Annotated in this window: 22 protein-coding genes; 13 read left to right on the forward strand and 9 right to left on the reverse strand. The window is 56.0% G+C overall.

The genetic code is table 11. The annotated features are described in order from the left end of the window. Positions 1–19 precede the first annotated feature (19 nt). From AC2FLB_RS19015 to AC2FLB_RS19030, 4 genes are read left to right on the forward strand one after another with little or no spacing between them, the layout of a single operon-like run. Positions 20–3,118, forward strand: coding sequence for an ABC transporter transmembrane domain-containing protein (locus AC2FLB_RS19015; protein WP_496709855.1), 3,099 nt, complete (start codon positions 20–22; stop codon positions 3,116–3,118). After that, positions 3,111–4,007, forward strand: a complete 897-nt coding sequence (locus AC2FLB_RS19020; protein WP_496703213.1) for a CPBP family intramembrane glutamic endopeptidase — start codon at positions 3,111–3,113, stop codon at positions 4,005–4,007. The genes AC2FLB_RS19015 and AC2FLB_RS19020 overlap by 8 nt, the downstream gene beginning before the upstream one ends. Before the next feature lie 59 nt (positions 4,008–4,066). Then, positions 4,067–4,984, forward strand: a complete 918-nt coding sequence (gene accD, locus AC2FLB_RS19025) for an acetyl-CoA carboxylase, carboxyltransferase subunit beta (RefSeq protein WP_496689318.1) — start codon at positions 4,067–4,069, stop codon at positions 4,982–4,984. Beyond that, positions 4,981–6,255: a bifunctional folylpolyglutamate synthase/dihydrofolate synthase gene (locus tag AC2FLB_RS19030; RefSeq protein WP_496705094.1), complete on the forward strand. Its 1,275-nt coding sequence runs from the start codon at positions 4,981–4,983 to the stop codon at positions 6,253–6,255. Before accD ends, AC2FLB_RS19030 begins: the two co-directional genes overlap by 4 nt. Before the next feature lie 59 nt (positions 6,256–6,314). Here AC2FLB_RS19030 and zapE read toward each other — a convergent pair whose 3' ends face one another. Next, positions 6,315–7,373: a cell division protein ZapE gene (gene zapE, locus AC2FLB_RS19035; protein WP_496691592.1), complete on the reverse strand. Its 1,059-nt coding sequence runs from the start codon at positions 7,371–7,373 to the stop codon at positions 6,315–6,317. Between the two features lie 145 nt (positions 7,374–7,518). On the opposite strand from zapE, the gene AC2FLB_RS19040 reads away from it, so the two are divergent. Then, complete coding sequence (locus AC2FLB_RS19040; protein ID WP_496709856.1) at positions 7,519–8,757, forward strand: MFS transporter; 1,239 nt, start codon at positions 7,519–7,521, stop codon at positions 8,755–8,757. A gap of 1 nt (position 8,758) precedes the next feature. On the opposite strand, the gene AC2FLB_RS19045 is transcribed toward AC2FLB_RS19040, so the two are convergent. The 5 genes from AC2FLB_RS19045 to AC2FLB_RS19065 all read right to left on the reverse strand — a co-directional run bounded on the left by AC2FLB_RS19045 (position 8,759) and on the right by AC2FLB_RS19065 (position 13,292). Further along, a complete protein-coding gene (locus tag AC2FLB_RS19045; protein ID WP_496709857.1) occupies positions 8,759–9,379 on the reverse strand; it encodes an HAD family hydrolase in 621 nt (206 codons plus the stop codon). A gap of 142 nt (positions 9,380–9,521) precedes the next feature. Next, on the reverse strand, positions 9,522–9,977 hold the full coding sequence (locus AC2FLB_RS19050) for a YaiI/YqxD family protein (RefSeq protein ID WP_281972917.1): 456 nt from the start codon (positions 9,975–9,977) through the stop codon (positions 9,522–9,524). Then, positions 9,974–11,422: a Si-specific NAD(P)(+) transhydrogenase gene (gene sthA, locus AC2FLB_RS19055; protein WP_496709858.1), complete on the reverse strand. Its 1,449-nt coding sequence runs from the start codon at positions 11,420–11,422 to the stop codon at positions 9,974–9,976. Before sthA ends, AC2FLB_RS19050 begins: the two co-directional genes overlap by 4 nt. A gap of 3 nt (positions 11,423–11,425) precedes the next feature. After that, complete coding sequence (gene fghA, locus AC2FLB_RS19060; RefSeq protein ID WP_496705098.1) at positions 11,426–12,259, reverse strand: S-formylglutathione hydrolase; 834 nt, start codon at positions 12,257–12,259, stop codon at positions 11,426–11,428. 103 nt (positions 12,260–12,362) lie between these two features. Further along, positions 12,363–13,292, reverse strand: coding sequence for an AEC family transporter (locus tag AC2FLB_RS19065; protein WP_142636323.1), 930 nt, complete (start codon positions 13,290–13,292; stop codon positions 12,363–12,365). Between the two features lie 193 nt (positions 13,293–13,485). Here AC2FLB_RS19065 and AC2FLB_RS19070 point away from each other — a divergent pair, with 193 nt between their 5' ends. The 7 genes from AC2FLB_RS19070 (at position 13,486) to AC2FLB_RS19100 (ending at position 21,059) form a co-directional block, all read left to right on the forward strand. Then, positions 13,486–14,103: a TetR/AcrR family transcriptional regulator gene (locus tag AC2FLB_RS19070; RefSeq protein ID WP_142636321.1), complete on the forward strand. Its 618-nt coding sequence runs from the start codon at positions 13,486–13,488 to the stop codon at positions 14,101–14,103. Positions 14,104–14,471: 368 nt separating this feature from the next. After that, positions 14,472–16,055 (forward strand): ABC transporter substrate-binding protein, encoded by a 1,584-nt coding sequence (locus AC2FLB_RS19075; RefSeq protein ID WP_496709859.1) that lies wholly within the window; start codon positions 14,472–14,474, stop codon positions 16,053–16,055. Positions 16,056–16,120: 65 nt separating this feature from the next. Beyond that, entirely contained in the window at positions 16,121–17,215 is a 1,095-nt protein-coding gene (locus tag AC2FLB_RS19080) for a M24 family metallopeptidase (protein ID WP_496709860.1), read from the forward strand. Beyond that, positions 17,215–18,222, forward strand: a complete 1,008-nt coding sequence (locus AC2FLB_RS19085; protein ID WP_142636316.1) for an ABC transporter permease subunit — start codon at positions 17,215–17,217, stop codon at positions 18,220–18,222. Before AC2FLB_RS19080 ends, AC2FLB_RS19085 begins: the two co-directional genes overlap by 1 nt. Beyond that, the gene (locus tag AC2FLB_RS19090; RefSeq protein WP_185956667.1) at positions 18,222–19,124 is read left to right on the forward strand and encodes an ABC transporter permease subunit; all 903 of its coding nucleotides are present in this window, start codon (positions 18,222–18,224) and stop codon (positions 19,122–19,124) included. The genes AC2FLB_RS19085 and AC2FLB_RS19090 overlap by 1 nt, the downstream gene beginning before the upstream one ends. A 4-nt stretch (positions 19,125–19,128) precedes the next feature. Continuing rightward, on the forward strand, positions 19,129–20,106 hold the full coding sequence (locus tag AC2FLB_RS19095) for an ABC transporter ATP-binding protein (RefSeq protein WP_142636312.1): 978 nt from the start codon (positions 19,129–19,131) through the stop codon (positions 20,104–20,106). Beyond that, a complete protein-coding gene (locus AC2FLB_RS19100) occupies positions 20,103–21,059 on the forward strand; it encodes an ABC transporter ATP-binding protein (protein WP_496691600.1) in 957 nt (318 codons plus the stop codon). Before AC2FLB_RS19095 ends, AC2FLB_RS19100 begins: the two co-directional genes overlap by 4 nt. Position 21,060: 1 nt before the next feature. On the opposite strand, the gene AC2FLB_RS19105 is transcribed toward AC2FLB_RS19100, so the two are convergent. Then, on the reverse strand, positions 21,061–21,738 hold the full coding sequence (locus tag AC2FLB_RS19105) for a GntR family transcriptional regulator (RefSeq protein ID WP_496691601.1): 678 nt from the start codon (positions 21,736–21,738) through the stop codon (positions 21,061–21,063). A gap of 157 nt (positions 21,739–21,895) precedes the next feature. Between AC2FLB_RS19105 and AC2FLB_RS19110 the strand changes: the two genes are divergently transcribed. Continuing rightward, complete coding sequence (locus AC2FLB_RS19110; protein WP_246097212.1) at positions 21,896–22,933, forward strand: GlxA family transcriptional regulator; 1,038 nt, start codon at positions 21,896–21,898, stop codon at positions 22,931–22,933. A 32-nt stretch (positions 22,934–22,965) separates the two neighbouring features. Here AC2FLB_RS19110 and AC2FLB_RS19115 read toward each other — a convergent pair whose 3' ends face one another. Together AC2FLB_RS19115 and AC2FLB_RS19120 are read right to left on the reverse strand one after the other, a co-directional pair. Then, entirely contained in the window at positions 22,966–23,808 is an 843-nt protein-coding gene (locus AC2FLB_RS19115) for a fumarylacetoacetate hydrolase family protein (protein ID WP_496691602.1), read from the reverse strand. 19 nt (positions 23,809–23,827) lie between these two features. Continuing rightward, positions 23,828–24,583, reverse strand: coding sequence for an SDR family oxidoreductase (locus AC2FLB_RS19120; protein ID WP_496709861.1), 756 nt, complete (start codon positions 24,581–24,583; stop codon positions 23,828–23,830). Between the last annotated feature and the right edge of the window lie 17 nt (positions 24,584–24,600).

Consider the following 24,600-nt stretch of genomic DNA (forward strand, 5'->3'; position numbering starts at 1 on the left):
TCCGAGGCAAAGACGGGGCATGGAACCCACTCTATTCGCATTCATCTGGAAGCATTCCAAGAAACAGCAACTGGTATTGTTGCTGCTGACATTGTTTTCTTTTCCCTTCCTCTATGCATCATTGGAGCTGCCCAAGCAGATCATTAACGATGCGATTGGTGCTCCAGGCAGCTCGGTAACTTTCTTAGGAGTTACGGTGACGCAGGTGCAGTATTTGTTGATTCTGTGTCTGGCCTTTCTGGCGACGGTCATCGCCAGCGGTCTGATGAAAATGCGGATCAACACGATGAAAGGTGTGTTGGCCGAACGCATGTTACGCCGACTGAGGTACACGCTGATCCACCGAACTCTGCGGTTCCCGAAATCCTATTTTGCCACCACCAGTCAGGGCGAGTTGGTGTCAATGATCACGTCCGAAGCTGAACCGATGGGCGGCCTGATGGGGGATGCGATCGCACAACCTGTATTCCAGTTTGGTCAGATGATGACCATTGTGACGTTTCTGTTCATGCAAAGCGTGTGGTTTGGTCTTGCAAGTATTGCGCTGATCCCGCTGCAGGCTTGGTTGATTCCAAAATTGCAGCGCCAGATCAACCTGTTGAACAAAGACCGAATCCAGGAAGTTAGGCGCTTGAGCTCAGAAATCGGCGAAAGCGCAGCCGGGATCAGTGATCTGCGCACCAACGGAGGCTGGCGGCACAGATTGGCCCAGTTCAGCCATCGTTTGGGAACTTTGTTCGAGATCCGATTCAAGATCTATAACAAAAAGTTCTTCATGAAGTTTCTCAACAATCTGATCACTCAGATGACCCCGTTTCTGTTTTATTCGGTGGGCGGATACCTGGCGATCACGGGCGAGGTAACAGTGGGCGCGCTGGTGGCGGCACTGGGAGCATATAAGGATCTTAGCGGACCTTGGAAGGATCTGCTGACCTATTACAATCAGGTTCAGGACATGTCGTTGCGGTGGGAAATCGTGACCGAACGCTTCGCACCCGACAACATGGTGCCCGAAGAGCTGTTCGAGGGCGAGCCTGATTCCATTCCGCATCTGACTGGCGAGATCAAGCTGCAGAATATTACCGTTCGGGATAACGATGGGAAAACTGTTCTCGAGGATATAGACCTCGTCATACCCAAAGGGGCCCGCGTGGCCATCAAATCCTCGAATGCGGCCGAAAGAGGGGCATTGGCTCAGCTGCTGACCCGCGAATTGCTGCCGGTTCAGGGCGACGTCACGATTGCCGGACATGACATCCAATCTTTGCACCAATCCGTCATCGCGGCGCGGATCGGATATGCCTATTCTCGACCATATCTGTTTGATGGGTCGATTGGGGACAACTTGATGATGCCCCTGAAAACACGCCCTCAGCATGAAGCCGACGCCGCCAGGGCCCCTAGCCGCCGCCAGATCGAGGCCGCGCGAGCGGGGAACTCGGTGGATTCGCTGTCAGATGAATGGATTGATCCCGGTCTGGCCGGGCTCAACAACACTGACGACATCCAGGATTGGTGGTTCAAGCTGGTCGAGGCGATGGGAACGGATGAATTCATGTTCCGCCGCACCCTGCGCAGCCAGTTGAATCCGGATCAGCATCCCGGGTTTGTGCAAAATATCATCGACCTCCGTGGCCCCATCCATGACAAGTTGGTGGAAAAAGATCTGGACCGCTTTGTCTACCGGTTCGATCCGGACAGGTTCAACCCAACTGTGCCTTTGGGCGGCAACCTTCTTTATGCAGCACCGTCGCAGGAAATCTCGCCGGACATTCTGGCCGGCGATAATCGGTTCATGCAAATGCTGCGTACACATGAGCTTGATGACGACGCGCTGAGTATCTCAAGCGCTGTTCTGGAAACGCTGAGCCATGCTTTTGGGCGGGACGGAACCGACCATCCGCTGTTCCTGCGCCTGGGCTTGAGCAAGGATATGTTCCACCGGCTGCTGGCAATCGAAGACAAGCGCAAGGCAAAAGGAGTGGACGAGCTATCGCAGCGCGAACACGCCTTTCTTCTGACCGTTCCGTTCCTGCTGACCGCCGAACAGATTGGCCCTGATTTCCCGGATGAATACAAACAGAAGATTCTGAAAATCCGCACTGAACAGGGCGAAAGGTTACGTGGAAGCCTGCAGGAGATATTTGTACCGGTCACACCGGACACATACATCGCGCGTATGACGGTTATGGAAAATGCGCTTTTCGGGCGGGTGTCTGTGACGGCAGGAGCTCATGCTGACGAGATAGAGGATGTGGTTGCCGAAGTGATCAATGCCGCAGGTCTGCGCAGACAGGCAGCGGCCATCGTCTATGATCTGTCCGCAGGGCTGGGTGGGAACAATCTGACAACCGTCTTTCAGGAACGAATTGCCTTCTCGCGCGCCGGGATTAAACGGCCGGATTTGCTAATCCTGGATAAAGCGTTGGCCAGCCATGACTCTGAGAGCCGTTTACGCACCCGGTTGAAACTGCGCGAACTGCTGCCCGATTCCATCATGATTTTCATGGAGGACAGTTTCGCCCATCCCGAGGCCTATGATCTGTTTGTTGAAATCAAGGATGGCCGCATTGACGGTGTCTCGAAAACGCAGCTCGAACAAGAATCCGGCACCACCGCTGACCTCAGCCGCAAGCTGAAGATTATCTCGTCAACTCCGCTTTTTGCCAATATCGACGGTCGCAACCAGAGATTGCTGGCGTTTTCGGCGCAGTGGTATGATGCTGCCGCTGGTCAGGTCATTTTCTCTCGTGGGCAGGCGCCGGATGCGGCCTATCTGTGCATTTCGGGTCATGCGAAGCTGATGTGGCACGAAGAAGACGGTTCGACCCGGTCCATATCTGTCATTGAACCCGGGCGCCTGATCGGTGACCTGTCTGTTATCACCGGTGAGACCAGGCAGTTGGATCTTGTGGCAGGCGAAAACTGTTCATTCCTGCGGATTGGTGCAGTGGAACTGCGCGCGGTGATCGAAAGCGATGCAAGCGTTGCGGTTCAGTTGCTTGAAACAGTTGCCGGATACCTGACAACCATTTCGGAAAAGATCAACGCCACCAAAGCATCGACCTTGTTCTTCGATGATGAGGACCAGACCGAAAGTTCCCACCAGAATGTCTGAAATCCGCGCGCCCTCTTACGCCCCGCATGAGCAACTGGTCGCCGACGCACGCGACAAACCACAGCTGTGGCGTCTGCTGGCCGGCCTGGCAACAATTGTGGTCGTTGCAACCGTCTTCAATCTGATCCTGTTTGCAGTCGTAACCGTGGCCGGACCGCAGGAATGGGCCAGCGGGTTGATGAACGGCTCGACCCCGATCTCGATGGTGATCCTGCTGTCAAGCTTTGGGTTTGTCACATTTGGTGTGTGGACCGCAGCGCGACAGTTTCAGAAGCGATCCCTGGGTTCTATTTTAGGGACTCGGGGCAAAGCGGCCAGACAGTTCTGGCTTGTGCTGCGCGCCCTGATGGTGCTTGGCGTGGTTATCGTAACCGTGCCGCACCTCATTATGGGCGCGCCGCTTGTTCAAAACCTGTCCTTTTCGGTTTGGCTGGTATTCCTGCCTCTGTCGCTATTGGCTGTGTTTGTCCAAATCAGTGCGGAGGAGCTGCTTTTCCGCGGATATATGCAGCAAAGCCTGGCGGCGCGATTCCGTTCTCCGATCATCTGGATGGGGGTACCGTCGCTTCTATTCGCGGTGGGGCACTATTCGCCCGATGCGGCGGGCGGCAATGCAGAGTTGCTGGTGCTGTGGACTGGTCTGTTTGGACTTTTGGCTGCGGATTTGACCGCGCGGGCGGGAACCCTGGGCCCGGCCATAGCGCTGCATTTTTTCAACAATGTCATAGCGCTCTTGTTTGTCTCGCTCCCTGACACCCTCAGCGGTCTTGCCTTATTTGTACTGCCCTTTGATATGACCGATACTCTGACATTGCGGCAATGGTTATATGTGGATTTTGCCGTGATGATTGTCAGCTGGTTTATCGCGCGCCTTGCGCTCAGGCGCTGATTGCAATTCTTTCCGTAGCGTCTTATGTGACGTCAACGCCGTACTAGCAAGGTTCCGACATGAACTGGATCACAAACTACGTCCGTCCCCGGATTAATTCGATCTTCTCACGCCGGGAAGTCCCGGAAAACCTTTGGCACAAGTGTGACGAATGCGGCACGATGCTGTTCCACCGCGAATTGGCGGAAAACCAGAATGTCTGCACCCAATGTGATCATCATATGGCGATCACTCCGCGCGACCGGTTCGGGCACCTGTTTGACGGTGGTATATTTACCGAGGTCGATGTTCCCGCTCCCAAAGATGATCCGCTACAGTTCCGGGACCAGAAGAGATACCCCGACCGGATGAAAGCAGCGCAGAAGAAAACTGGCGAGCAAGAGGCGATGCTGGTCGCCAAAGGTGATATCGGACGTACGCCGGTCGTGGCAGCGGCCCAGGATTTCTCGTTCATGGGCGGCTCGATGGGTATGTATGTCGGCAATGCCATCATTGCGGCCGCGCAAGAGGCAGTTAAGTTGAAACGCCCGCTGATCCTGTTCTCGGCAGCGGGTGGCGCGCGAATGCAGGAAGGCATCCTGAGCTTGATGCAGATGCCGCGAACCACCGTGGCGGTTGAGATGCTGAAAGAGGCAAAACTGCCCTATATCGTTGTACTCACCCATCCTACCACCGGAGGCGTGACCGCTTCTTATGCGATGCTGGGCGACGTCCATATCTCGGAACCCAATGCGCTAATCTGCTTTGCAGGCCCGCGCGTGATCGAACAGACCATTCGGGAAAAGCTGCCCGAAGGATTTCAGCGCGCAGAATACTTGCTGGACCACGGAATGCTGGACCGGGTAACGAAGCGTACCGAAATGCGTGACGAATTGATCACGATTACCCGCATGCTGATGAATCAGCCTCCTGCGGTCAAAGGTGATTTGCCCGCGCCCACCCCCGAAGCCCCAGAGAAAGACGCGGATCAGGAATGACTTCGCCATCGTCAGACGTCATCCTTGATCGGATGATGGCGCTGCATCCCAAGATCATTGACCTGACGCTGGATCGGGTGTGGCGTTTGCTTGCCGCACTGGAAAGCCCTCAGACCAAATTGCCTCCGGTCGTTCATATCGCAGGGACAAATGGCAAGGGGTCTACGCAGGCTATGATCCGCGCCGGTATGGAAGGGGCGGGGAAAACGGTTCACGCCTATACCTCTCCGCATCTTGCCCGGTTTCACGAGCGTATTCGGCTGGCAGGTGAGTTGATTTCGGAAGCCGAACTGACAAACGTCCTTGATGAGTGCTATGCCGCCAATGGTGGTGAGAACATCACCTATTTCGAGATTACGACCTGTGCGGCCCTCCTGGCCTTTGCCCGCAAACAGGCTGATTATACCTTGCTTGAGGTCGGCCTTGGCGGGCGCCTGGATGCAACAAACGTGGTGCACGAACCCGCCGTGACGGTTATCACGCCGGTTTCCATCGACCATGAACAGTTTCTAGGCGACACGTTGGGCAAGATCGCTGCCGAAAAAGCCGGGATCATCAAGCCGGGCGTCCCTTGTATCGTCGGCCCACAGCAGGACGAAGCGCTTGAGGTCATCGAATATACAGCGGCCCGTCTGGGTGCCCCATTGCTGGTACACGGTCAGCACTGGCATGTGACCGAGGAAAACGGACGTCTTGTGTATCAGGACGAAATCGGGCTGCGGGATCTGCCGCTGCCCAACTTGCTTGGCGCACATCAAATTCAGAATGCGGGTGCGGCAATAGCGGTATTGCGCCATCTCGAACTTGGTGATCAGGCCTATGAGGCCGCCGTTACCAAGGCCGAGTGGCCAGCACGGATGCAGCGTCTGAAATCCGGCCCGCTTGTTGAACAGGCCGCACAGGCCGAGCTGTGGCTGGATGGTGGGCACAATGCCGCCGCGGGAATTGCACTTGCTGAAGTGCTGAAAAAATTACCGCAATCTCCGACACATTTGATCTGCGGAATGCTCAACACCAAAGATGTCGCTGGCTATCTTGCACCGCTTGCCACGCAGGCTCAAAGCCTGACCGCAGTGTCGATACCGGGTGAGGCCGCGACGCTTAGCGCTGAAGATACGGCGCAGGCTGCTGACCAGGTTGGCTTGAAAGCCGACACTGCAGAGAGTGTATCCGCGGCCCTGCAGAAAATCACAGACCAAGACCCTCAGGCCCGTATCCTGATTTGCGGGTCACTCTATTTGGCGGGCAACATCCTACGCGAAAATGGATAGGTCTTCACCTGGCCGAAATACCTTGAGGGAGGCGCGCAAAACGTGACAGGGCAGCGCCCCTATGCCCCCCAATCTTCGGCTTGCATCTCGCGCAGTCGCGAGGCAGTGCGTTCGAACTCGAACGTCCCTTCACCCTCGACATACAACATCTCGGGCTCTGCGGCCGCCGAACAGATCAGGCGAACCCGCGCCTCATACAAGGCGTCAATCAACGTCACAAAACGCTTGGCCTCATTGAAGTTATTCCGGGACAGGCGCGGGATGTCCTCCAGAACCAGAACTTTGACCGCCTCGGCAACGGCCAGATAATCTGCAGGGCCCAGCATCCGTCCGCACAGGTCATAAAAGCTTGCTCGGGCTATCCCGTTCCGAAAGGCCGGCAATTCGACAGCACGGCCATTTACCTGCAACATCAGCGGTTCCGCCGCACCGCCCGCGAGATCGTTCCAGACGGATCGGATATTCTGTCGAGCCTCGGGGCCGATCGGCGTGAAATAGACTGGCGCACCTTCAAGACGGTTCTGTCGGTAATCAGTAGGCGAGACCAGTTCCCATATCTGAAGCTGTTCCTTGATATGCGCGATGAATGGCAAAAAGAGCTGGCGGTTCAAGCCGTTCTTGTACAATTCGTCCGGGTGCCGGTTGGATGTGGTGATGACCACGACCCCGCCAGCATGCAAAAGATCAAACAGCCGCCCGACGATCATCGCATCGGTGATATCGGTGATCTGCATCTCGTCAAATGCCAGCAGTTTTACGGATTTGACAACCGAGTCCGCGACCGGTGCAAGCGCATCCTCAACTCCGTCCTTACGAGCTTTGTGCATTCCCGCGTGGATTTCCTGCATGAAAGCATGAAAATGGACGCGACGGGCAGGGATGTCGCCAAGCGCGTCGACAAACATATCCATCAACATCGACTTGCCACGACCAACTCCGCCCCACAGATAAAGTCCCTGGGGCGGCGGGGGTGTCTTGCGAAAGAAACCACGCTTGACCGGGGTAGCCAAGGCCGCGCGAATGCGTTCGAAATGCGGAAGGACAGCCTCTTGCGCATCGTCCCGCGTCAAAGTGCCATCGGCGATGCGTGTCTCGTAAAGCGATATCAAATCTGACATATCCCGAGGGATACCTTCACCTCTGGGCGTTGAAAAGCAGGCATTTTGAAGATGCATCAATTTTACTTATCCGCAACGTCAAAACTCCTGAATTGACCACGGTACAAATTTGGCTACCGTCGCGGCTCGGACATTCGAGGATCCTATGCCACAGCACGCACGCCTGCTAAATCCGATCTTGATCGTCGGCTGTATAATTATCGCCGTCAGTTTTGCCGTGCGGGCATCCTTTGGCGTATTCCAGATCCCCATTGCGACTGAATTCGGCTGGCTGCGCACCGATTTTTCGATGGCGATTGCGATCCAGAACCTCGCTTGGGGAATTGGACAACCCATTTTTGCCGCCATCGCCGAGAAGGTGGGGGATCGCCGTGCGATTGTGCTCGGGGCATTGACCTATGCATCGGGCATGGTGTTGTCGGCGTGGTCCGTTACCCCGTTCGAGCATCAGATGTACGCCTGGCTTGTGGGCTTTGGGATTGCCGGCACGGGGTTTGGTGTCGTGCTTGCCGTAGTTGGACGGGCGTCCTCTGATCATAACCGCTCTATGTCTCTGGCCGTCGTGACAGCGGCAGGAAGCTTTGGCCAGGTTTTGGGTGCTCCAACGGCGGAATGGCTTTTGTCTTTTATGCCCTGGCAACAGGTTTTCATCGTGTTTGCCGTTGCCATCCTGGCACTGGTCATGACTCTGCCCTTCATGCGCGCCCCCCACGCCGCAACCAAAGCCGAAATCGAAGAGAGCATGGGCCAGATTCTGGGTAAGGCCTTCCGGGACCCGTCTTATACCCTGATTTTCCTGGGATTTTTCAGCTGTGGTTATCAGCTTGGCTTTATCACAGCGCATTTTCCCGCTTTCGTTACCGAAATGTGCGGCCCGATTCAGCCGGGTGGAATACTGCATTCCATTGGTATAACGACAACTTCCGCATTAGGGGCTGTGTCGATTTCATTGATCGGGTTGGCCAATATCGGAGGGACATTGCTGGCGGGGTGGGCCGGAATGCACTTTCCCAAGAAATACCTTCTGGCCTCCATTTATGCCGCCCGCACGCTTACAGCGGCGGCTTTCATAATCCTGCCGATCACGCCAATCACGGTCGTTGTATTCTCATTGGTCATGGGTTCGCTCTGGCTGGCAACGGTTCCACTGACCTCGGGGCTCGTCGCACATTTGTACGGGTTGCGCTACATGGGTACGCTTTACGGCATCATCTTCTTCAGCCATCAGGTCGGCAGTTTTCTTGGCGTCTGGCTAGGCGGCCGCATGTATGACCAGTACGGAGATTACACCTTTGTCTGGTGGATCGGCGTGGCCATCGGCGCCTTCAGCGCCATCGTTCACCTGCCCATCCGCGAGAACCGCGCACAACCCGTCGCGGCCTGATCTATCGCGCTTCTTCGCGGGTCAAAAGCCCCTCAGCCACCAACCGGTCGGCCCATCCTTGCGGGCCCTCAAAATGATGCGTTTGCCAGCCTCGCGCCTGCGCCGTTTCGATATTGTCGATCCGGTCGTCGGTGAACAACAACGTCTCGGGCGCCAGACCACAATCGGCTTCGACCATCTCGTAAATCGGGACATGCGGTTTCACTGTCTGCATGCGACCTGAAACATACAGCCGGTCGAACTCGTTGAGGAATGGATAGACCGTGGTTGCATACTCAAAATTCTGCACCCCGAAATTTGTGAGCGCAAAGACCGAGATGCCTTTGGCGCGCAGCGCACGTTGCAGTCGTACCGAGTGGGGAATTTCTGGCGTGGCCAATTCGATCCATTTGTCGTGCCACATCCGAATTTCATCCCGCCATTGGGGATATTTATCAGCCCAGCCATAGATGGTGTCCGTGAAGTGATGCCCCTGATCAACCAGATCATTCATTCCATGCAGGTCAACCTCGGCAAACATGGCCCGGCGACGGTCTTCACCAATAACCGCGTCGTAGTACCGTTCTGGCTGCCATTCTATCAGGACATTCCCGATGTCGAAAACCACCGCTTCTATTGGCATGAACAAACCTTCTTAGAATCTCTGCTGGGGCTGACTGAATCAATCCTTGCTGCGCTTTTCAAGACAGGAACTGCAGCGCGCAGCGCTGCCCGGCCCAACCGGAGGGGACGCATCTCTGATGCGTCTGTGACGGGCGGGAGGGTCACGCCCTTAGTGCCGCCCGCAATTCCCGTTCCAACGCATCCAAAAACCGGGACCTATCGGCCTTGCCAAAAGGCTTGCCACCGCCCCCGGCGCCCAGAGGGTTTGCCGAACGCAGGTCTGCCATCAGGTCGCGCATCGCCAGTTGCTGACCAATATTGGCGGCGGTAAAGGCCTCGCCGTTGTGACGTAATACACGCGCACCTGCTTCAACACATTTCGCGGCTAAAGGAATGTCTGAGGTCACAACCACGTCCCCTGTACCACAACGCTCTGCGATCCATTTATCGGCCTCATCCGCACCTGCGGACACGATCACAACCTGTACCAGAGGATTGGCCGAAGGCCTCAGGCCACCGTTCGAAACCAGAGCCATCGGAATCTTATGTCGGGTCGCTACACGCTCGGCCTCGGCCTTCACTGGACAGGCATCTGCGTCTATGTACAGGGTTGTCACGCTTTCTTTGCCTGTTTCTCGGCAGGCTTCTTCTTGACCTTGAATTCCTCGGGGATGGGCATCCGGTTGAACGCATCCAGACCAGCGATCTTATAAGCCTCGGCCAAGGTCGGGTAGTTGAATGTGTTTTGAACGAAATAATCCACTGTGCCTTTCAGGTTCAATACAGCCTGTGCGATATGGATCAGCTCAGTCGCGCCTTCGCCTACGATCTGCACACCAAGAACCCGGCGGGTTTTCAGCGAAAACAGCATCTTCAACATGCCATGTTCCAACCCCATGATATGCCCGCGAGAAGTTTCGCGGAATCGCGCGACGCCAACCTCGTAAGGGATATCGCGCTCCTGTAACTCTTCTTCGGACATGCCGCAGGTGGATATCTCGGGCACCGAATAGATGCCGTAAGGGTACCAGGGGCTTTCCGGCAGGGTCGGGGTCTCCAACGCGTGACATGCCGCCACGCGCCCCTGCTGCAGCGAGGTTGACGCCAGCGAGGGGTGCCCGATCACATCCCCGGTCGCATAGATATGCGGCACCGCTGTCTGATAGGTCTTGCGATCGACCTCAATCCGGTTGCGGTGATCGGTTTCCAATCCGACCGAATCCAGGTTCAGGGCCGAGGTCGCGCCCATCCGCCCGGCGGCGAACAGCAACATCTCGGCCCGCACGTGGCGACCATTTTCCAATGTCGCTTCAACATGGCTACCGGCATCTTCGATCTTTTTAACGGCCGAACCCAACCGCAAATCCACGCCGTTTTCACGAATTTGATGGGTGAAGTCGTGGATCAGGCGGCTGTCGATGAAATCCAGAAAGGTCTCACGTGGTTCGATCAGAGTGACCCGCACATCCAGGGCTGAAAACATCGTGGCATATTCCACACCGATCACACCGGCCCCGATCACACAAAGCGACCGCGGTATCTCGGCCATTTCAAGAAAATCATCGCCATCCACGACGGTCTTGCCGTTGAAAGGCACGTAATCGGGCCGATAGGTCTTGGTCCCGGTGGCGATCAGGAACTTTGCGGCGGTGAGGCGTGTGGCTTCCCCTGCATCGGTCGCAACCTCAACCTCATGCGGGCCAACAAACTTTGCCAGACCGTTCAGCGTTTCCACGTGGTTCCGGTTGAACTGATGCTCCAGCACGTCGACCTCGTGGTCCAGCGTCATATGCAGCCGGGCCTTGAGGTCTTCGGCCCGGATCTGATCCTTGACCCTGTATGAGCGCCCGTAAAAGCTGCGCTCGCGCCAGCCGGACAGGTTAAGCACCGTCTCGCGCAGGGTCTTTGACGGGATTGTGCCGGTATGGACCGAGACACCGCCCAGCCGATCCTTGCGGTCGATGACCAGCACCCGCCGTTTCAGCTTGCCTGCCTGAATCGCCGCCGAACGCCCCGAGGGGCCAGACCCGATGATGATCAGGTCATAATCGTATTTGCTCATGCCTCAGTCTCCGTACAGTGCCTCGGCGTGGAAGGTGATGTGGTCTTCCATGAAGGTCGACACAAAGAAGTAAGAATGGTCATAGCCGGGCTGCAGACGGAAAACTGCCTGTTGGCGACGTTCGGCTATCGCCTGGGCCAGCGCCTCGGGGCGCAACAGGTCGATGAACTGGTCATTGTCGCCGGTGTCGATCAGGACAGGGCCGTCGAAACCGGTGTTCTTCATCATCAGCGATGCGTCGTGCTTGGCCCATTTGGCCGCGTCATCGCCCAGATATGCCTTCAGTTGTTTGCGGCCCCAATCGGCGCTTGTTGGGTTTGAAATCGGTGCAAATGCCGAAACCGATCGGAACCGGCCCGGTAGGTTCATTGCCAATGTCAGGGCGCCATGGCCGCCCATGGAATGGCCGGTAATGGCCTGGCGGTCTGCGTCGATTGCAAAGGTTTCAACCAGCAGAGCCGGCAATTCCTCGGCCACATAGTCCCACATGTTGAAGTGCGGTGCCCAGGGTGATTGCGTGGCATTCACATAAAACCCCGCGCCCTGGCCCAGATCGTAGTCCTCGTGATCGGCAACGCCTTCGCCGCGCGGGGATGTGTCAGGGAAAACAAGGGCGATACCCTGTTCCGCGGCCCAGGCCTGCGCCCCGGCCTTGGTCATGGCGTTTTCATGGGTACAGGTCAGACCAGACAGATACCATAGAACCGGAACCGGGCCGTCCTTTGCCTCGGCGGGCAGGAACAGTCCAAAAGTCATGTCGCATTGGCAGGCAGCCGAGGCGTGGCGATAGACGCCCTGGACGCCTCCGAAACAAGCGTTTTCCGAAAGGGTTTCCATTTGGTTCCGTCCTTACGTTAGGTTCGCGCCATGGCTATCGTTACTCGGTCCGTGCGTAAAGTCTGTGTTCCTGTGGCCAGCGAGTATTTTCCCTATCTGTGGCTTAGAATGTTCCGGCTATGGCAATCACCAGCGGCAGTGTCAGGATGCTGACCACGGTAGACAAGAGAATTGCGGCCGAAGCCCGATGGGGTGCGACCCCGTAATAGGCCGCCAGCATATAGACATTCCCAGCGACCGGCAGTGCTGCCGCTGCAATGGCAACCGAAGCCGAGAAGCTTTCCGCCGGGATCAACCAGATTACGAAAACAGCAACGCAGAGCGGATGAATGATCAGCTTGCAAAAACTCAGCCAGGCGGCGATCTGCACACGCTCGGCGGATTTGCTGGCGAGCGATGCCCCTATCGCAAACAAGGCTCCCGGAGTGGCTGCCCCGCCCAGGATTGTCAGAAAATCGTTCAGTGGAACGGGCACGGGAATTTGGAAGGCTGACCACAAAAGCCCCGCTGAAATAGATACGATCATCGGGTTTTTCAGCAAACCGAGGCCAATCAACCGAAATGTTGCCGGCGTCAGCCGCCCATCGCGTCCGGCATTGATCAAAATCACGATCAGCGAGGAAAACACCACAAGGTCGACAGTCAATACCAGCATGACCGGGCCGATTGCTGCTTCGGTGAACAAAAGCGCAAGCATCGGCAGCCCCAGAAAGCCCACATTGCCGATCGCAGCGCATTGGGCTTCGACGGCAGAGGTTGGTATGTCAAGGCCGCGCATCCACGCGATCAGACTGGCCAGAGCATAAACCGTAAGCGTTCCCAGCAGATAGCCCGCGACCAATCTGCCGTCGAATATCTCGGCAAAGGGCAGGGTGGCGGCAAAGCGGAACAACATTGCCGAAAGTGCGAAATAGAACACGAATTTCGTCAGATAGGCCGTGGCTTCTTCCGAGAAGAACCGACTGCGCCCAGCCCAATACCCCAGGCCGATAATCGCAAAGAACGGCAGCGTACGCAGAAAAATATCAGCCATGGCCAGAGTGTTAGCACGGTTTTCTCTGGCGGCAACCCCTGGCCAATCAGGCCCCGCCGAACGAACTTCGCGGACTGACCTAACGGAAAAATTACCATAATCCCGCCTGCCCATGGCCGAAATCCTATGCGAATCGTTGTATCTGAACTGATCAGTTTATAGATTCGACGAATCCACCCCTGAAGGAGAGCGCATGTCCGAAGCAACTGCCATTTTGCGAACAGGCCGAAAATTTGATCAGGTCCTGCAAGGAGCCCGATCAGTGTTCATGGCAGATGGTTTCGAAGGAGCTAGTGTAGATGACATTGCGCGCGCGGCGGGTGTTTCCAAGGCGACTTTGTACAGCTATTTCCCGGATAAGCGTCTTCTTTTCATGGAGGTCGCTCAGAACGAATGCTGCCGTATGGCCGAGAATGTCGTTTCGATGGTTGACGATACAAAACCCGCGCGCGAGGTGCTGACCATCGCTGCGACCCAGCTGGCCGCATTTCTGGTGTCGGATTTTGCGCAGCAGGTGTTCCGCATCTGCGTGGCCGAGCAAGATCGGTTCCCCGAACTTGGCCGCGCCTTCTATGAGGCGGGGCCGCAAAATGGCACCCGGCAACTTGCAGAATATCTGCAAAAAGCGGTGAATAAAGGCGAATTGGTTATCGAGGACCTTCAATTTGCCGCTGAACAGTTTTCGGAATTGTGCAAGGTCCGCCTTTGGCCCCGATCCACATTCGGCATTCAAAGCAGCTTTTCAGAGGCTGAGATTGAAGAGGTCGCGCTGCAGGCTGTCGACATGTTCATGGCCCGTTACGGCGCCTGACATTTGGGTCGGATCGACTCGATTCAAGGCATGGATGTGGAGGTCGATCCCTGAAGCCCGCGGCATTTAGGATTGATGGCATTCAAGAGTTCGGACGCTCCTGCCCGGTGGCTTCGCCACTGCTTGGCTCTAATCGCCAAAGAACCGAAATCAGTTAGAAAACAGGCCCGACCAGGCAAATCGTAACGCTGTACCTGCCCTCTTTTTTACTTCCTGATCGCTGGGCGGTGAACTCAGTTGACAATGGATTTTGTATTTTGGATACATTGGGCAGGGATTTCGCGGCGGTGACAGTCATCAAAGATTGTTCTGACTAGAAATTAGAACAACGCGAAAATCTGAAGAAAAAACATTTCTGGGAGAAACTCATGAAACTTAGATTGATGGCCGCAACTGCAGCGATTGCGTTGTCCAGTGCTGCGGCCCAAGCAAATACTTTGGTATATTGCTCGGAAGGATCACCCGAAGGCTTTGACCCGGCGCTATTTACCGCAGGGACAACCTTTGATGCCTCGTCACACCCGATTTACAACCGTCTGCTCGAGTTTGAGACCGGTACTACCAATGTTATCCCCGGTCTGGCGGAAAGCGTTGAGGCCAGCGATGATGGTCTGGAATATACCTTCAAATTGCGTCAGGGCGTCAAATTCCATTCGAATGACGAATTCACGCCGACGCGTGATTTCAATGCTGATGACGTGATCTTCTCGTTCATGCGCCAGAAGGATGAAGGCCATGCCTATAATCAGGTATCTGGTGGTACCTGGGAATATTTCCAGGGCATGGGTATGCCGGACCTGGTCGAGTCGATTGAAAAAGTCGACGACTACACAGTGAAGTTCACCCTGTCCAAGCCTGAAGCGCCTTTTGTGGCCAACATGGCGATGGACTTCGCCTCGATCCTGTCTGCGGAATATGCGGATGCGATGATGGCCGCGGGTACGCCTGAGAAGCTGAACACAGCACCGATCGGGACTGGTCCGTTCTCGTTTGTAGCCTACCAGAAAGACGCGGTGATCCGCTATGCGCAGAATGCCGACTACTGGAAGGCCCCTGCGGATGTGGAGAACCTGATCTTCGCTATCACGCCGGATGCATCGGTTCGCTATCAAAAGCTGAAAGCGGGCGAATGTCATATCATGCCTTATCCGAACCCGGCCGACATTCAAGCGATGCAGGACGATGCAGATATCAACATGTTGGAGCAGGAAGGCCTGAACGTCGGCTACCTCGCCTACAACACCACCATGGCACCGTTCGACAATCCGAAGGTCCGCAAGGCGCTGAACATGGCGATCGACAAGAATGCGATCATCGACGTCGTGTTCCAAGGCTCGGGCCAAGTTGCCAAGAACCCGATCCCGCCAACCATGTGGGGCTATAACGACGCCATCACCGATGACGCGTATGATCCCGAAGCGGCCAAGGCGATGCTGGAAGCCGAAGGCGTATCCGACCTGTCGATGAAGGTTTGGGCTATGCCGGTACAGCGTCCCTATAACCCGAATGCACGCCGTATGGCCGAGCTGATCCAAGCGGATTTTGCCAAGGTTGGTGTCAACGTCGAAATCGTGTCCTATGAATGGGGTGAATACCTGTCGCGTTCGAAAGATCTGGACCGTGACGGAGCCGTTCTGCTGGGTTGGACCGGTGACAATGGCGATCCAGACAACTTCTTGGCGGTTCTGCTGGGTTGTGACGGACGCGAAGCCTCGAACCGGGCGCAGTGGTGCCACGAGCCCTTCGAAGAGCTGATCCTCAAGGCCAAGCAGTCCACCGATCAGGCCGAACGCACCAAGCTGTACGAAGACGCTCAGGTGGTCTTCAAAGAGCAGGCGCCTTGGGCAACGATCGCACACTCGGTGGTCTTTATGCCGATGCGCAACGAAGTGCAGGGCTATAAAGTGCACCCGCTGGGCGGCCACATCTTCTACGGTGTGAGCGTCGAATAATTCATCACTTACCGACCGGAGCCGCCCGCGTGGCGGCTCCGGTTTCTTATTGGAGGTCGGCCCTGATGCCGAATTTGTCCGAGTACCGTCAACTGGCAAAGGACATGTCAGTTGATGCCGTGGCCCTTGTGCCCGGCCCGAATTTCACCCGTGCATTGGGAAAACCTTTCATGAGCCACGAACGGCCCTTTGTGGTCGTGGTCCCCGGCGAAGGTTCTCCTGCGGCCATCGTTCCCAACCTTGAGCTCGGCAGTTGGGACCTGGTTGGATTTGAAGGCGCCGTTTTCGACTGGTTCGACCAGACCGGGTATGATGACGCCTTTGCAGCCCTCGCCAAGCATATGCCGCTGACATCGCTGGCTGTGGAAGGGCAGGTGATGCGAGTCTTTGTGTCGAAGGCGTTTACCAACGCGTTACCGGACCTGCAGATTGTCGATGCCGAGCGTGAAATTTCTGGCTTGCGCATTATCAAGACAGAAGACGATATCGCAGCGCTTCAAGCCGCGATCGACATCTCTGAACGCGCGTTAGAGCGCGTGATTGCGGATGTGCGCGTCGGGCAGACCGAATTGCAGATTGAACAAGCCTTGATTCAGGCACTGTTTGCGGAAGGCGCCGCCTCGCTGGCATTTTCGCCGATTGTTGCCGCCGGGGACAACTCGGCGCGGCCCCATGGCAAGGCGCGGGCGGATTACCAGATCAAACCGGGCGATGCGCTTTTGTTTGATTTCGGAGCCCGCAAACATGGGTTTGCCGCCGACATCACCCGGACATTCTTTGTCGAAGAGGTCTCGGACGAGGGCAGGGCGGTCTATGACACCGTTCTGCGCGCCAATCTGGCAGGGTTCAAAGCCTGCCGTCCCGGTGTCACGGCGCATGATATCGACGATGCCGTGATCGGCGTGCTCGAAGCGTCACCCTATGCCGACCGGATCCGCACTAAAACGGGCCACGGGCTGGGCCGCGACGTTCACGAAGCGCCGTATATCATGCGTGGAAACGACCAGAAAATCCTGCCGGGCATGGTTTGGACAAACGAGCCGGGCCTTTACGCGCTGGACAATTTCGGCGTGCGCATAGAAGATGACGTGCTTGTTACACGGGATGGTTGTCGGTCGCTGACCCACTTTCCCAAAGATCTCACAATCATAGGTCGCTGATGTTTGGCTACTTTCTTTCTCGTCTCGGTATGTTCATTCCGACATTCCTGGGTGTAACGCTTATCTCCTTCATGTTCATTCGGGTTTTGCCCGGTGATCCGATCATCGTCATGGCCGGTGAACGCGGAATGTCCGAGGAACGCTATCAGGAAATGGTGGTCAAACTGGGCTTCGACAAGCCGGTCCTCCAACAATATTGGGACTATCTGACCGGCGTTATGCAGGGCGATCTGGGCGAAAGCTTTGTCACCAAGAAACCGGTCTGGGACGAGTTTTTTGCCCTGTTCCCAGCGACGCTGGAATTGTCGATCTGCGCGATGATCTTCGCGGTGGCCCTTGGGTTGCCCGCCGGTGTCATTGCCGCAGTCAACCGGGGCAAATTCTTTGATCGGGCGCTGATGTCATCTGCGCTGGTGGGATATTCGATGCCGATCTTCTGGTGGGCGCTGCTGCTGATCATCGTGTTCTCGGGCAACCTGGGCTGGACGCCTGTTTCGGGTCGGATCGACCTTCTGTATTACTTCCCCAGCGTGACCGGCTTTATGCTGATCGACAGTCTTTTGTCGGGGCAACCCGGGGCATTCACGTCGGCTGTTCGGCATTTGATTCTGCCAACGATTGTTCTGGGGACGATCCCGCTGGCTGTCATTGCGCGTCAGACGCGCTCGGCGATGCTTGAGGTTCTGGGCGAGGACTACATTCGTACCGCGCGGGCAAAAGGCCTGTCACCCACTCGGATCAACGGGCTGCATGCTCTGCGTAATGCGTTGATCCCCGTGATTACGGTGATCGGCCTGTCGGTTGGAACTTTGCTGGCTGGTGCAATTCTGACCGAGACGATCTTTAGCTGGCCGGGCATCGGCAAGTGGATGGTCGACAGCATCTTCCGGCGCGATTACCCGGTGGTGCAGGGCGGTCTTCTGATGATCGCCGTGATCGTGATGCTGGTGAACCTACTGGTCGATGTCCTTTATGGCATCATCAATCCAAAAATCCGGAGGCGGTGATGGCTGAACTATCCGCAAACGCACCCAAAACCGAAGACCGCCCAAGCGCCTTGCGCGAATTCTGGTTTTATTTCAGTGAAAACCGCGGCGCGGTGATTGGCCTGTGGGTATTCGCCGCCTTTGTCTTTTGCGCTGCCTTCGCACCTTTGCTGGCCCCCTACGATCCAACCGAACAGTTCCGCGAGCATATCCTGCAGCCTCCGGCATGGCAGGAAGGCGGCAGTTGGGCCTTCCCGCTGGGGACTGATCCACTGGGCCGGGATATGCTGTCGCGGCTGATTATGGGATCTCGCTATTCCTTCTTTGTCGGGATCGTCGTGGTTTGTGTGGCCGTGTCAGGCGGTGTGGTTCTTGGCCTGCTTTCCGGGTTTGCACCCAAATGGGTCGATACGATGATCATGCGCGTGATGGATATTATCTTGTCCTTTCCGTCGCTGCTGCTGGCACTGGTTCTGGTCGCCATTCTGGGCCCGTCTCTGACCAATGCAATGATCGCCATCGCCATTGTGTTTCAACCACATTACGTGCGCCTCACCCGCGCCTCGGTTCTGGCCGAACGGCAAAAGGATTATGTGACCTCGGCTCGTGTGGCCGGTGCAAGCAAGGCACGCCTGATGTTCAAAACCGTGCTGCCGAACTGTCTGGCGCCGATCATTGTCCAGGCGGCGCTGTCCTTCTCGACCGCGATTCTGGATGCTGCGGCACTTGGCTTTCTGGGCATGGGGGCGCAGCCGCCAACGCCCGAATGGGGCACGATGCTGGCCGAAGCGCGCGAATTCATTCTGCGCGCCTGGTGGGTGGTAACTTTCCCGGGCCTGGCCATTCTGGTCACGGTGCTGGCAATCAACCTGATGGGCGACGGTCTGCGCGACGCGCTGGACCCCAAGCTGAAACGGAGCTGACGACATGAGCCTGTTGGAAATCCGAAATCTTTCGGTCGAGTTTGCTACAGCGTCGGGTGAGTTCCGCGCTGTGGATGGCGTTGATCTGTCTGTCAACAAGGGCGAGTTGATGGCCATTGTCGGGGAAAGCGGCTCGGGGAAATCCGTGTCAATGCTGGCGCTGATGGGGTTGCTGCCATGGACGGCGACGATCACGGCAGATGAAATGAGCTTTGAGGGTCGCGACCTGACCAAAATCTCGGCACGGGATCGGCGCAAGATCATCGGCAAAGATATTGCCATGATCTTTCAAGAGCCGATGTCTTCGCTAAACCCCTGTTTCACGGTCGGTTTCCAGATCAAAGAAGCACTGCGTATCCATCTTGGGCTCAACCGCAAAGACCGTCATCAGCGCGCGATTGAGCTGTTTGACCTGGTGGGTATCCCGGCACCCGAGAGCCGTCTGAATACGTTTCCTCACCAGATGTCGGGCGGCATGAATCAGCGGGTCATGATCGCGATGGCGATTGCCTGCACCCCGAAACTTCTGATCGCGGACGAACCCACTACCGCGCTTGATGTAACAATTCAGGCGCAGATTCTGGATCTGTTGGTCCGATTGCGCGATGAGCAGGGGATGGGCCTTGTTCTGATTACCCATGACATGGGTGTTGTGGCAGAAACCGCCGAGCGGGTTCAGGTCCAATATGCCGGTCAAAAGGTCGAGGAACAGCCGGTACGCGATCTGTTCCGCACACCGCGCCATCCTTATACCTCAGCTTTGCTGAACGCTTTGCCTGAACGGGCAACTTCGAAATTGCTGCCGACGATTCCAGGTGTTGTTCCTGGTCAATTTGACCGTCCCAAAGGTTGCTTGTTCAGCCCGCGATGCCAATTCGCCGATGACTTGTGCCGGAACACACCACCCGCTCCGCATGGAGCAGATTTCGGCAAGGCCCGCTGTCACCACGTCAAGGAAATCACCGCTGGAGAATTGGCATGACCGCCCCGATCGTTCAGGCAAACGCGTTGGCCCGGCACTATGAGGTCAAAGGGGGATTGCTGTCGAAATCGGCAACGGTCAAAGCCCTTTCCGGTGTGGATTTTGCCCTAGAGCCTGGTAAGACGCTGGCCATTGTAGGAGAGTCCGGGTGCGGTAAATCCACCCTCGCTCGCGTCGTAACGATGATTGAAGAGCCCACTTCGGGAACACTGACCATCGACGGCGTCGAAATCACCCCGTCAAAATGGGCTGAGATGCGCGAAAACGTGCAGATCGTGTTTCAAGATCCTTATGGTTCGCTTAATCCGCGACAACGGATCGGTCAGATCCTGCAGGAACCTCTGATCATCAACCGGCCCGATATGACCGCTGCGGAACGGGAAACTCGCGCACGCGAAATGATTGATCTTGTCGGTCTGCGCCCCGAGCATTATGATCGCTACCCCCACATGTTTTCGGGTGGCCAACGGCAGCGGATTGCGATTGCCCGAGCCCTGATGCTGAACCCCAAGGTTCTGGTTTTGGATGAGCCGGTATCGGCGCTGGATGTTTCGATCCAGTCTCAAATCCTGAACCTGCTGGTTGAACTGCAAGAGCGTCTGAACCTGGCCTACCTGTTCATCTCGCATGACCTGTCTGTGGTGAAGCATTTCGCTGATGACGTAATTGTCATGTATCTGGGACGCGCAGTCGAGAAAGCTCCGAAAGAACAGTTGTTCGCGGCGCCCCGGCATCCTTATTCCAAAGCGTTGTTGTCGACGACACCGCGTGCCGACCCCGAGGCGCGTAAGGAACGGATCAAGCTGGAAGGTGAGTTGCCCTCACCGATGAATATCCCCAAGGGATGTGCCTTTGCTCAGCGATGCTGGCTGGCAACTGACGAATGCCGTGCGGCACCACCCGATCTGCAAGGAACAACCCATCAGGCTGCATGCCTGCATCCGCTGGGTTAGGTTAGCTCTCGGAACTGCGCGTTGCGGTGACCATCGCAAGCAAATGGTCTTTTGTACGCCCAATATGTTGGGTCAACAGCGCGCAGGCTTCCTCAACTTGCCCATTCTCGGCCAGCGTCAGCAGTTGGCGATGGTCCTTTTTCGCGGGCTCGCGTTGTTCCATAACGCTCAGGTGCATACGGACATAGCGATCGGACTGTAGATTGATCCGTTGTAGTATATCATTGGTGATCCCACGGTCTGCTGCAGCGTAAAGCGCATTGTGGTATTCGTAGTTCAAACCACCCCACCGCCCGACATCATAGGCTTCGTAGGACGTTTCCATTTCGTCCAGAAACCTTTCGCATTCGGAAAAATTTGCCTCGGTCATCTGTGGAATTGCACGCCTGAACAGATCGACCTCCAACATTATCCGGAGGTCAAATATCTCACCGATTTCTGACAGCGAATGTCTTGTCACCGCAGCGCCGCGATTGTTGGTCAGCTGCACAAGACCCTCTGCATCAAGCCGTTTTAACGCTTCTCGTATGGGCATGCGTGACACGTCATAGTCTTCTGCCAGGGCTTCTTGACGGATGGCTTCACCTTCTGCCATCTCTCCGCTTAGAATCCGCTCGCGCAGGTCATTTGTGATGACATCGGGCAAACTTTGCCTGGGAATTGCGCGGGTTCTTGGCATTGTTACAGTCTCTGCTGGTGTAATTTTGTATCCAAAATACAAAATAGACACCGGTTTTCCAAGAGCCTTGCATTCACTAATGAATATAAAGTGTTGATTGATTTCAAGCCGCCTCGGCTGCCACAGTAAAAATGGTCACGTTCTATAAGGATTAAACATGAAAGAGGATCGTATGGATAATCCGCGCTTTTTGCCAAAAGGCGCAATTTCCGTGGACGTTTCCTATGACGGGCCGCCCAAGGCCTTCTATTTTCTGCTTTTACCCAACACGACGATGCTGGCTTTCAGTGCCGCGATTGAGCCTCTGCGCATATCAAATCAACTTTCCAGAAAGCAGCTGTTCGAGTGGTACGTGCTCTCCACCGACGGAGAACCCGTGACCTGTTCCAACGGCATACGTGTTCAGGCGGATCACTCGGTTCATGACCTGGAGAAGGGAGCGTTTGTCTTTGTGTGTTCCGGAACGCAACCGATGAGGTCTTTCAACACAAATGTCCTGAACTGGATTCGGCGACAAAAGGCGCATGGATGTGAGTTCGGTGGGATTTGTACCGGTGCATTTGCTTTAGCAAAGGCGGGCGTGATCGGAACCAGAAACTTTACCGTCCATTGGGAAAACCGGCCTGGCTTTTGTGAGAACTTCCCGACAATGGAGCCGACCCAGAACCTCTATGAAATTGACGGGAAACTTAGAACATGCGGGGGCGGGCACGCCAGCACTGACATGATGCTTGAAGTTATCGAGGAATTGTTTGGAAACGCCTTGGCGAACAACGTTTCGGAAATGTGCCTGCACAGAAGGCTGGGAGAAGGCGGCAGCAAACAGGTATCGCCGGTTTCGGCGCTTTTGGGCACGCGAAATGCCAAATTGATCGAAGCGGTGCAAATCATGCGCGAGAATATTGAAACTCAGCTTAGCCTCGAGGCAATAGCGGATCAGGCGTCCCTGTCCCGGCGGCATATGGAGCGGCTGTTCAGGCAGCACACTAACATGTCGCCGGGACGGTTCTACAATGAACTCAGGCTGGACCGCGCTTTTGCCCTGTTGAATGAAACAAACCTGAGCGTTTCTGAGATAGCCTTTGCATCCGGGTTTTCCAGTACGGATAGGCTTTCTGTGCATTTCCGGAACCGATTCAGAATATCACCGCATAATTTCCGGCGATCCTGGTCCGAGGAAACCCACCCAGAATGACTGGATGAGCACCACTTGATAGGTCCCAGGGACTACCCCTGTATGACGTTCTGACGTTGAACCCCCAGACCTTCGATCCCCAGTTCCATCTTGTCACCAGGTTTGAGGTAAACCTGCGGATTTTGCCCCAGACCCACACCGGGGGGTGTCCCGGTCGAGATCACGTCGCCGGGTTGCAGTGACATGAACTGCGACAGGTGCGAGATCACCGCTGTGACACTGAAATGCATCGTTCTGGTCGAGCCATCCTGATACCGATGCCCGTTCACCTCAAGATACATTGGCAGGTCTTGGGGATCAGGGATTTCGTCCCGTGTTACCAGCCAGGGACCGATTGGGCCGAACGTATCTGCGGATTTACCTTTGACCCACTGACCTGAACGGTGCAGTTGAAAATCCCGTTCTGACAGGTCATTGATCACACAATACCCTGCCACATGGGCCAGTGCTTCATCCTCCGAGATGTATTTTGCTTCTTTTCCGATGACGACGCCCAGTTCCACCTCCCAGTCGGTCTTGACTGACCCGCGGGGGATTTCAACCGTGTCATCGGGGCCTATGATGGCGGATGTCGCTTTGAAAAAGACCACCGGCTCAGCAGGTAGGTCCATGCCGCTTTCGGCCGCGTGATCGGCAAAGTTTAAACCGATGCAGATGAACTTTCCGACACGTCCAACACAGGCGCCGATACGGCTGTCGGCATCGACGGGTGGCATGGTTTCAAGATCCAGCGCGCGCAGCCGTGCGAGGGTTTCATCGCTAAGCGCTTCCCCAGCAATGTCGGCGACGACCCCCGACAGGTCCCGGATAGTGCCGTCTTTATCAACGATGCCCGGCTTTTCCGCGCCTGCTGGGCCGTATCGTAGCAATTTCATTTCACATTCCTCATTTGCTTCAGATCGTCCAGCCGCCATCAATGGCAAAGGGCTGTCCGGTTGTGTATTTGCTGGCATCGCTGGCCAGATAGAGCGCAAGTTCCGCGATCTCATCTGCGGTTCCGATGCGGCCCATGGGTTGCCGCGCAATAAAATCAGCCATTGCTTTCTCGTAATCCCCAGTTGCGCGCAACCGGTCGTGCAAGCTGGGGCTATCGACAGTGCCGGGGCAGATCGCATTGCACCGGATGCCTTGTGTGACGAAATCGGCTGCGATCGATTTCGTCAGTCCGATTACGGCGGCTTTCGAGGCGCAGTATGCAAACCTGTTTGGAACGCCCTTCAACGAAGAGGCGACCGAAGACATGTTGATGATAGACCCGCCACCATGTTCCAGCATGGTTGGCAGGGCACATTGGATCAGCCGGTACATCGATTTGACGTTCAGCTCAAAACTGAAAACCCAGTCACGTTCATCACATTCCAGAATGGACCCGCCAGCCACATATCCTGCGCAGTTGAACAAAACATCCAACGGGGGCGTGTCCGCGACGAAGGCCTGCACTGCCGCCGCATCGGTTACGTCAAGTTTTACCGACGTAACGCCTTGGATATTTTGCAACTCTGCCAGAGAGGTATCATTGATGTCGCTGGCAAAAACCTGTGCACCTTCGGCGGCGAACAATTCGGCTGTTGCACGCCCGATGCCCTGTCCCGCGGCGGTGATCAGAGCAGTTTTTCCAGCCAGACGGCCAAGGTTTTCGGATGATATCATATCTATTTCACTCTCCT

The sequence above is a fragment of the Ruegeria sp. CDSA236 genome (genome assembly GCF_059611285.1).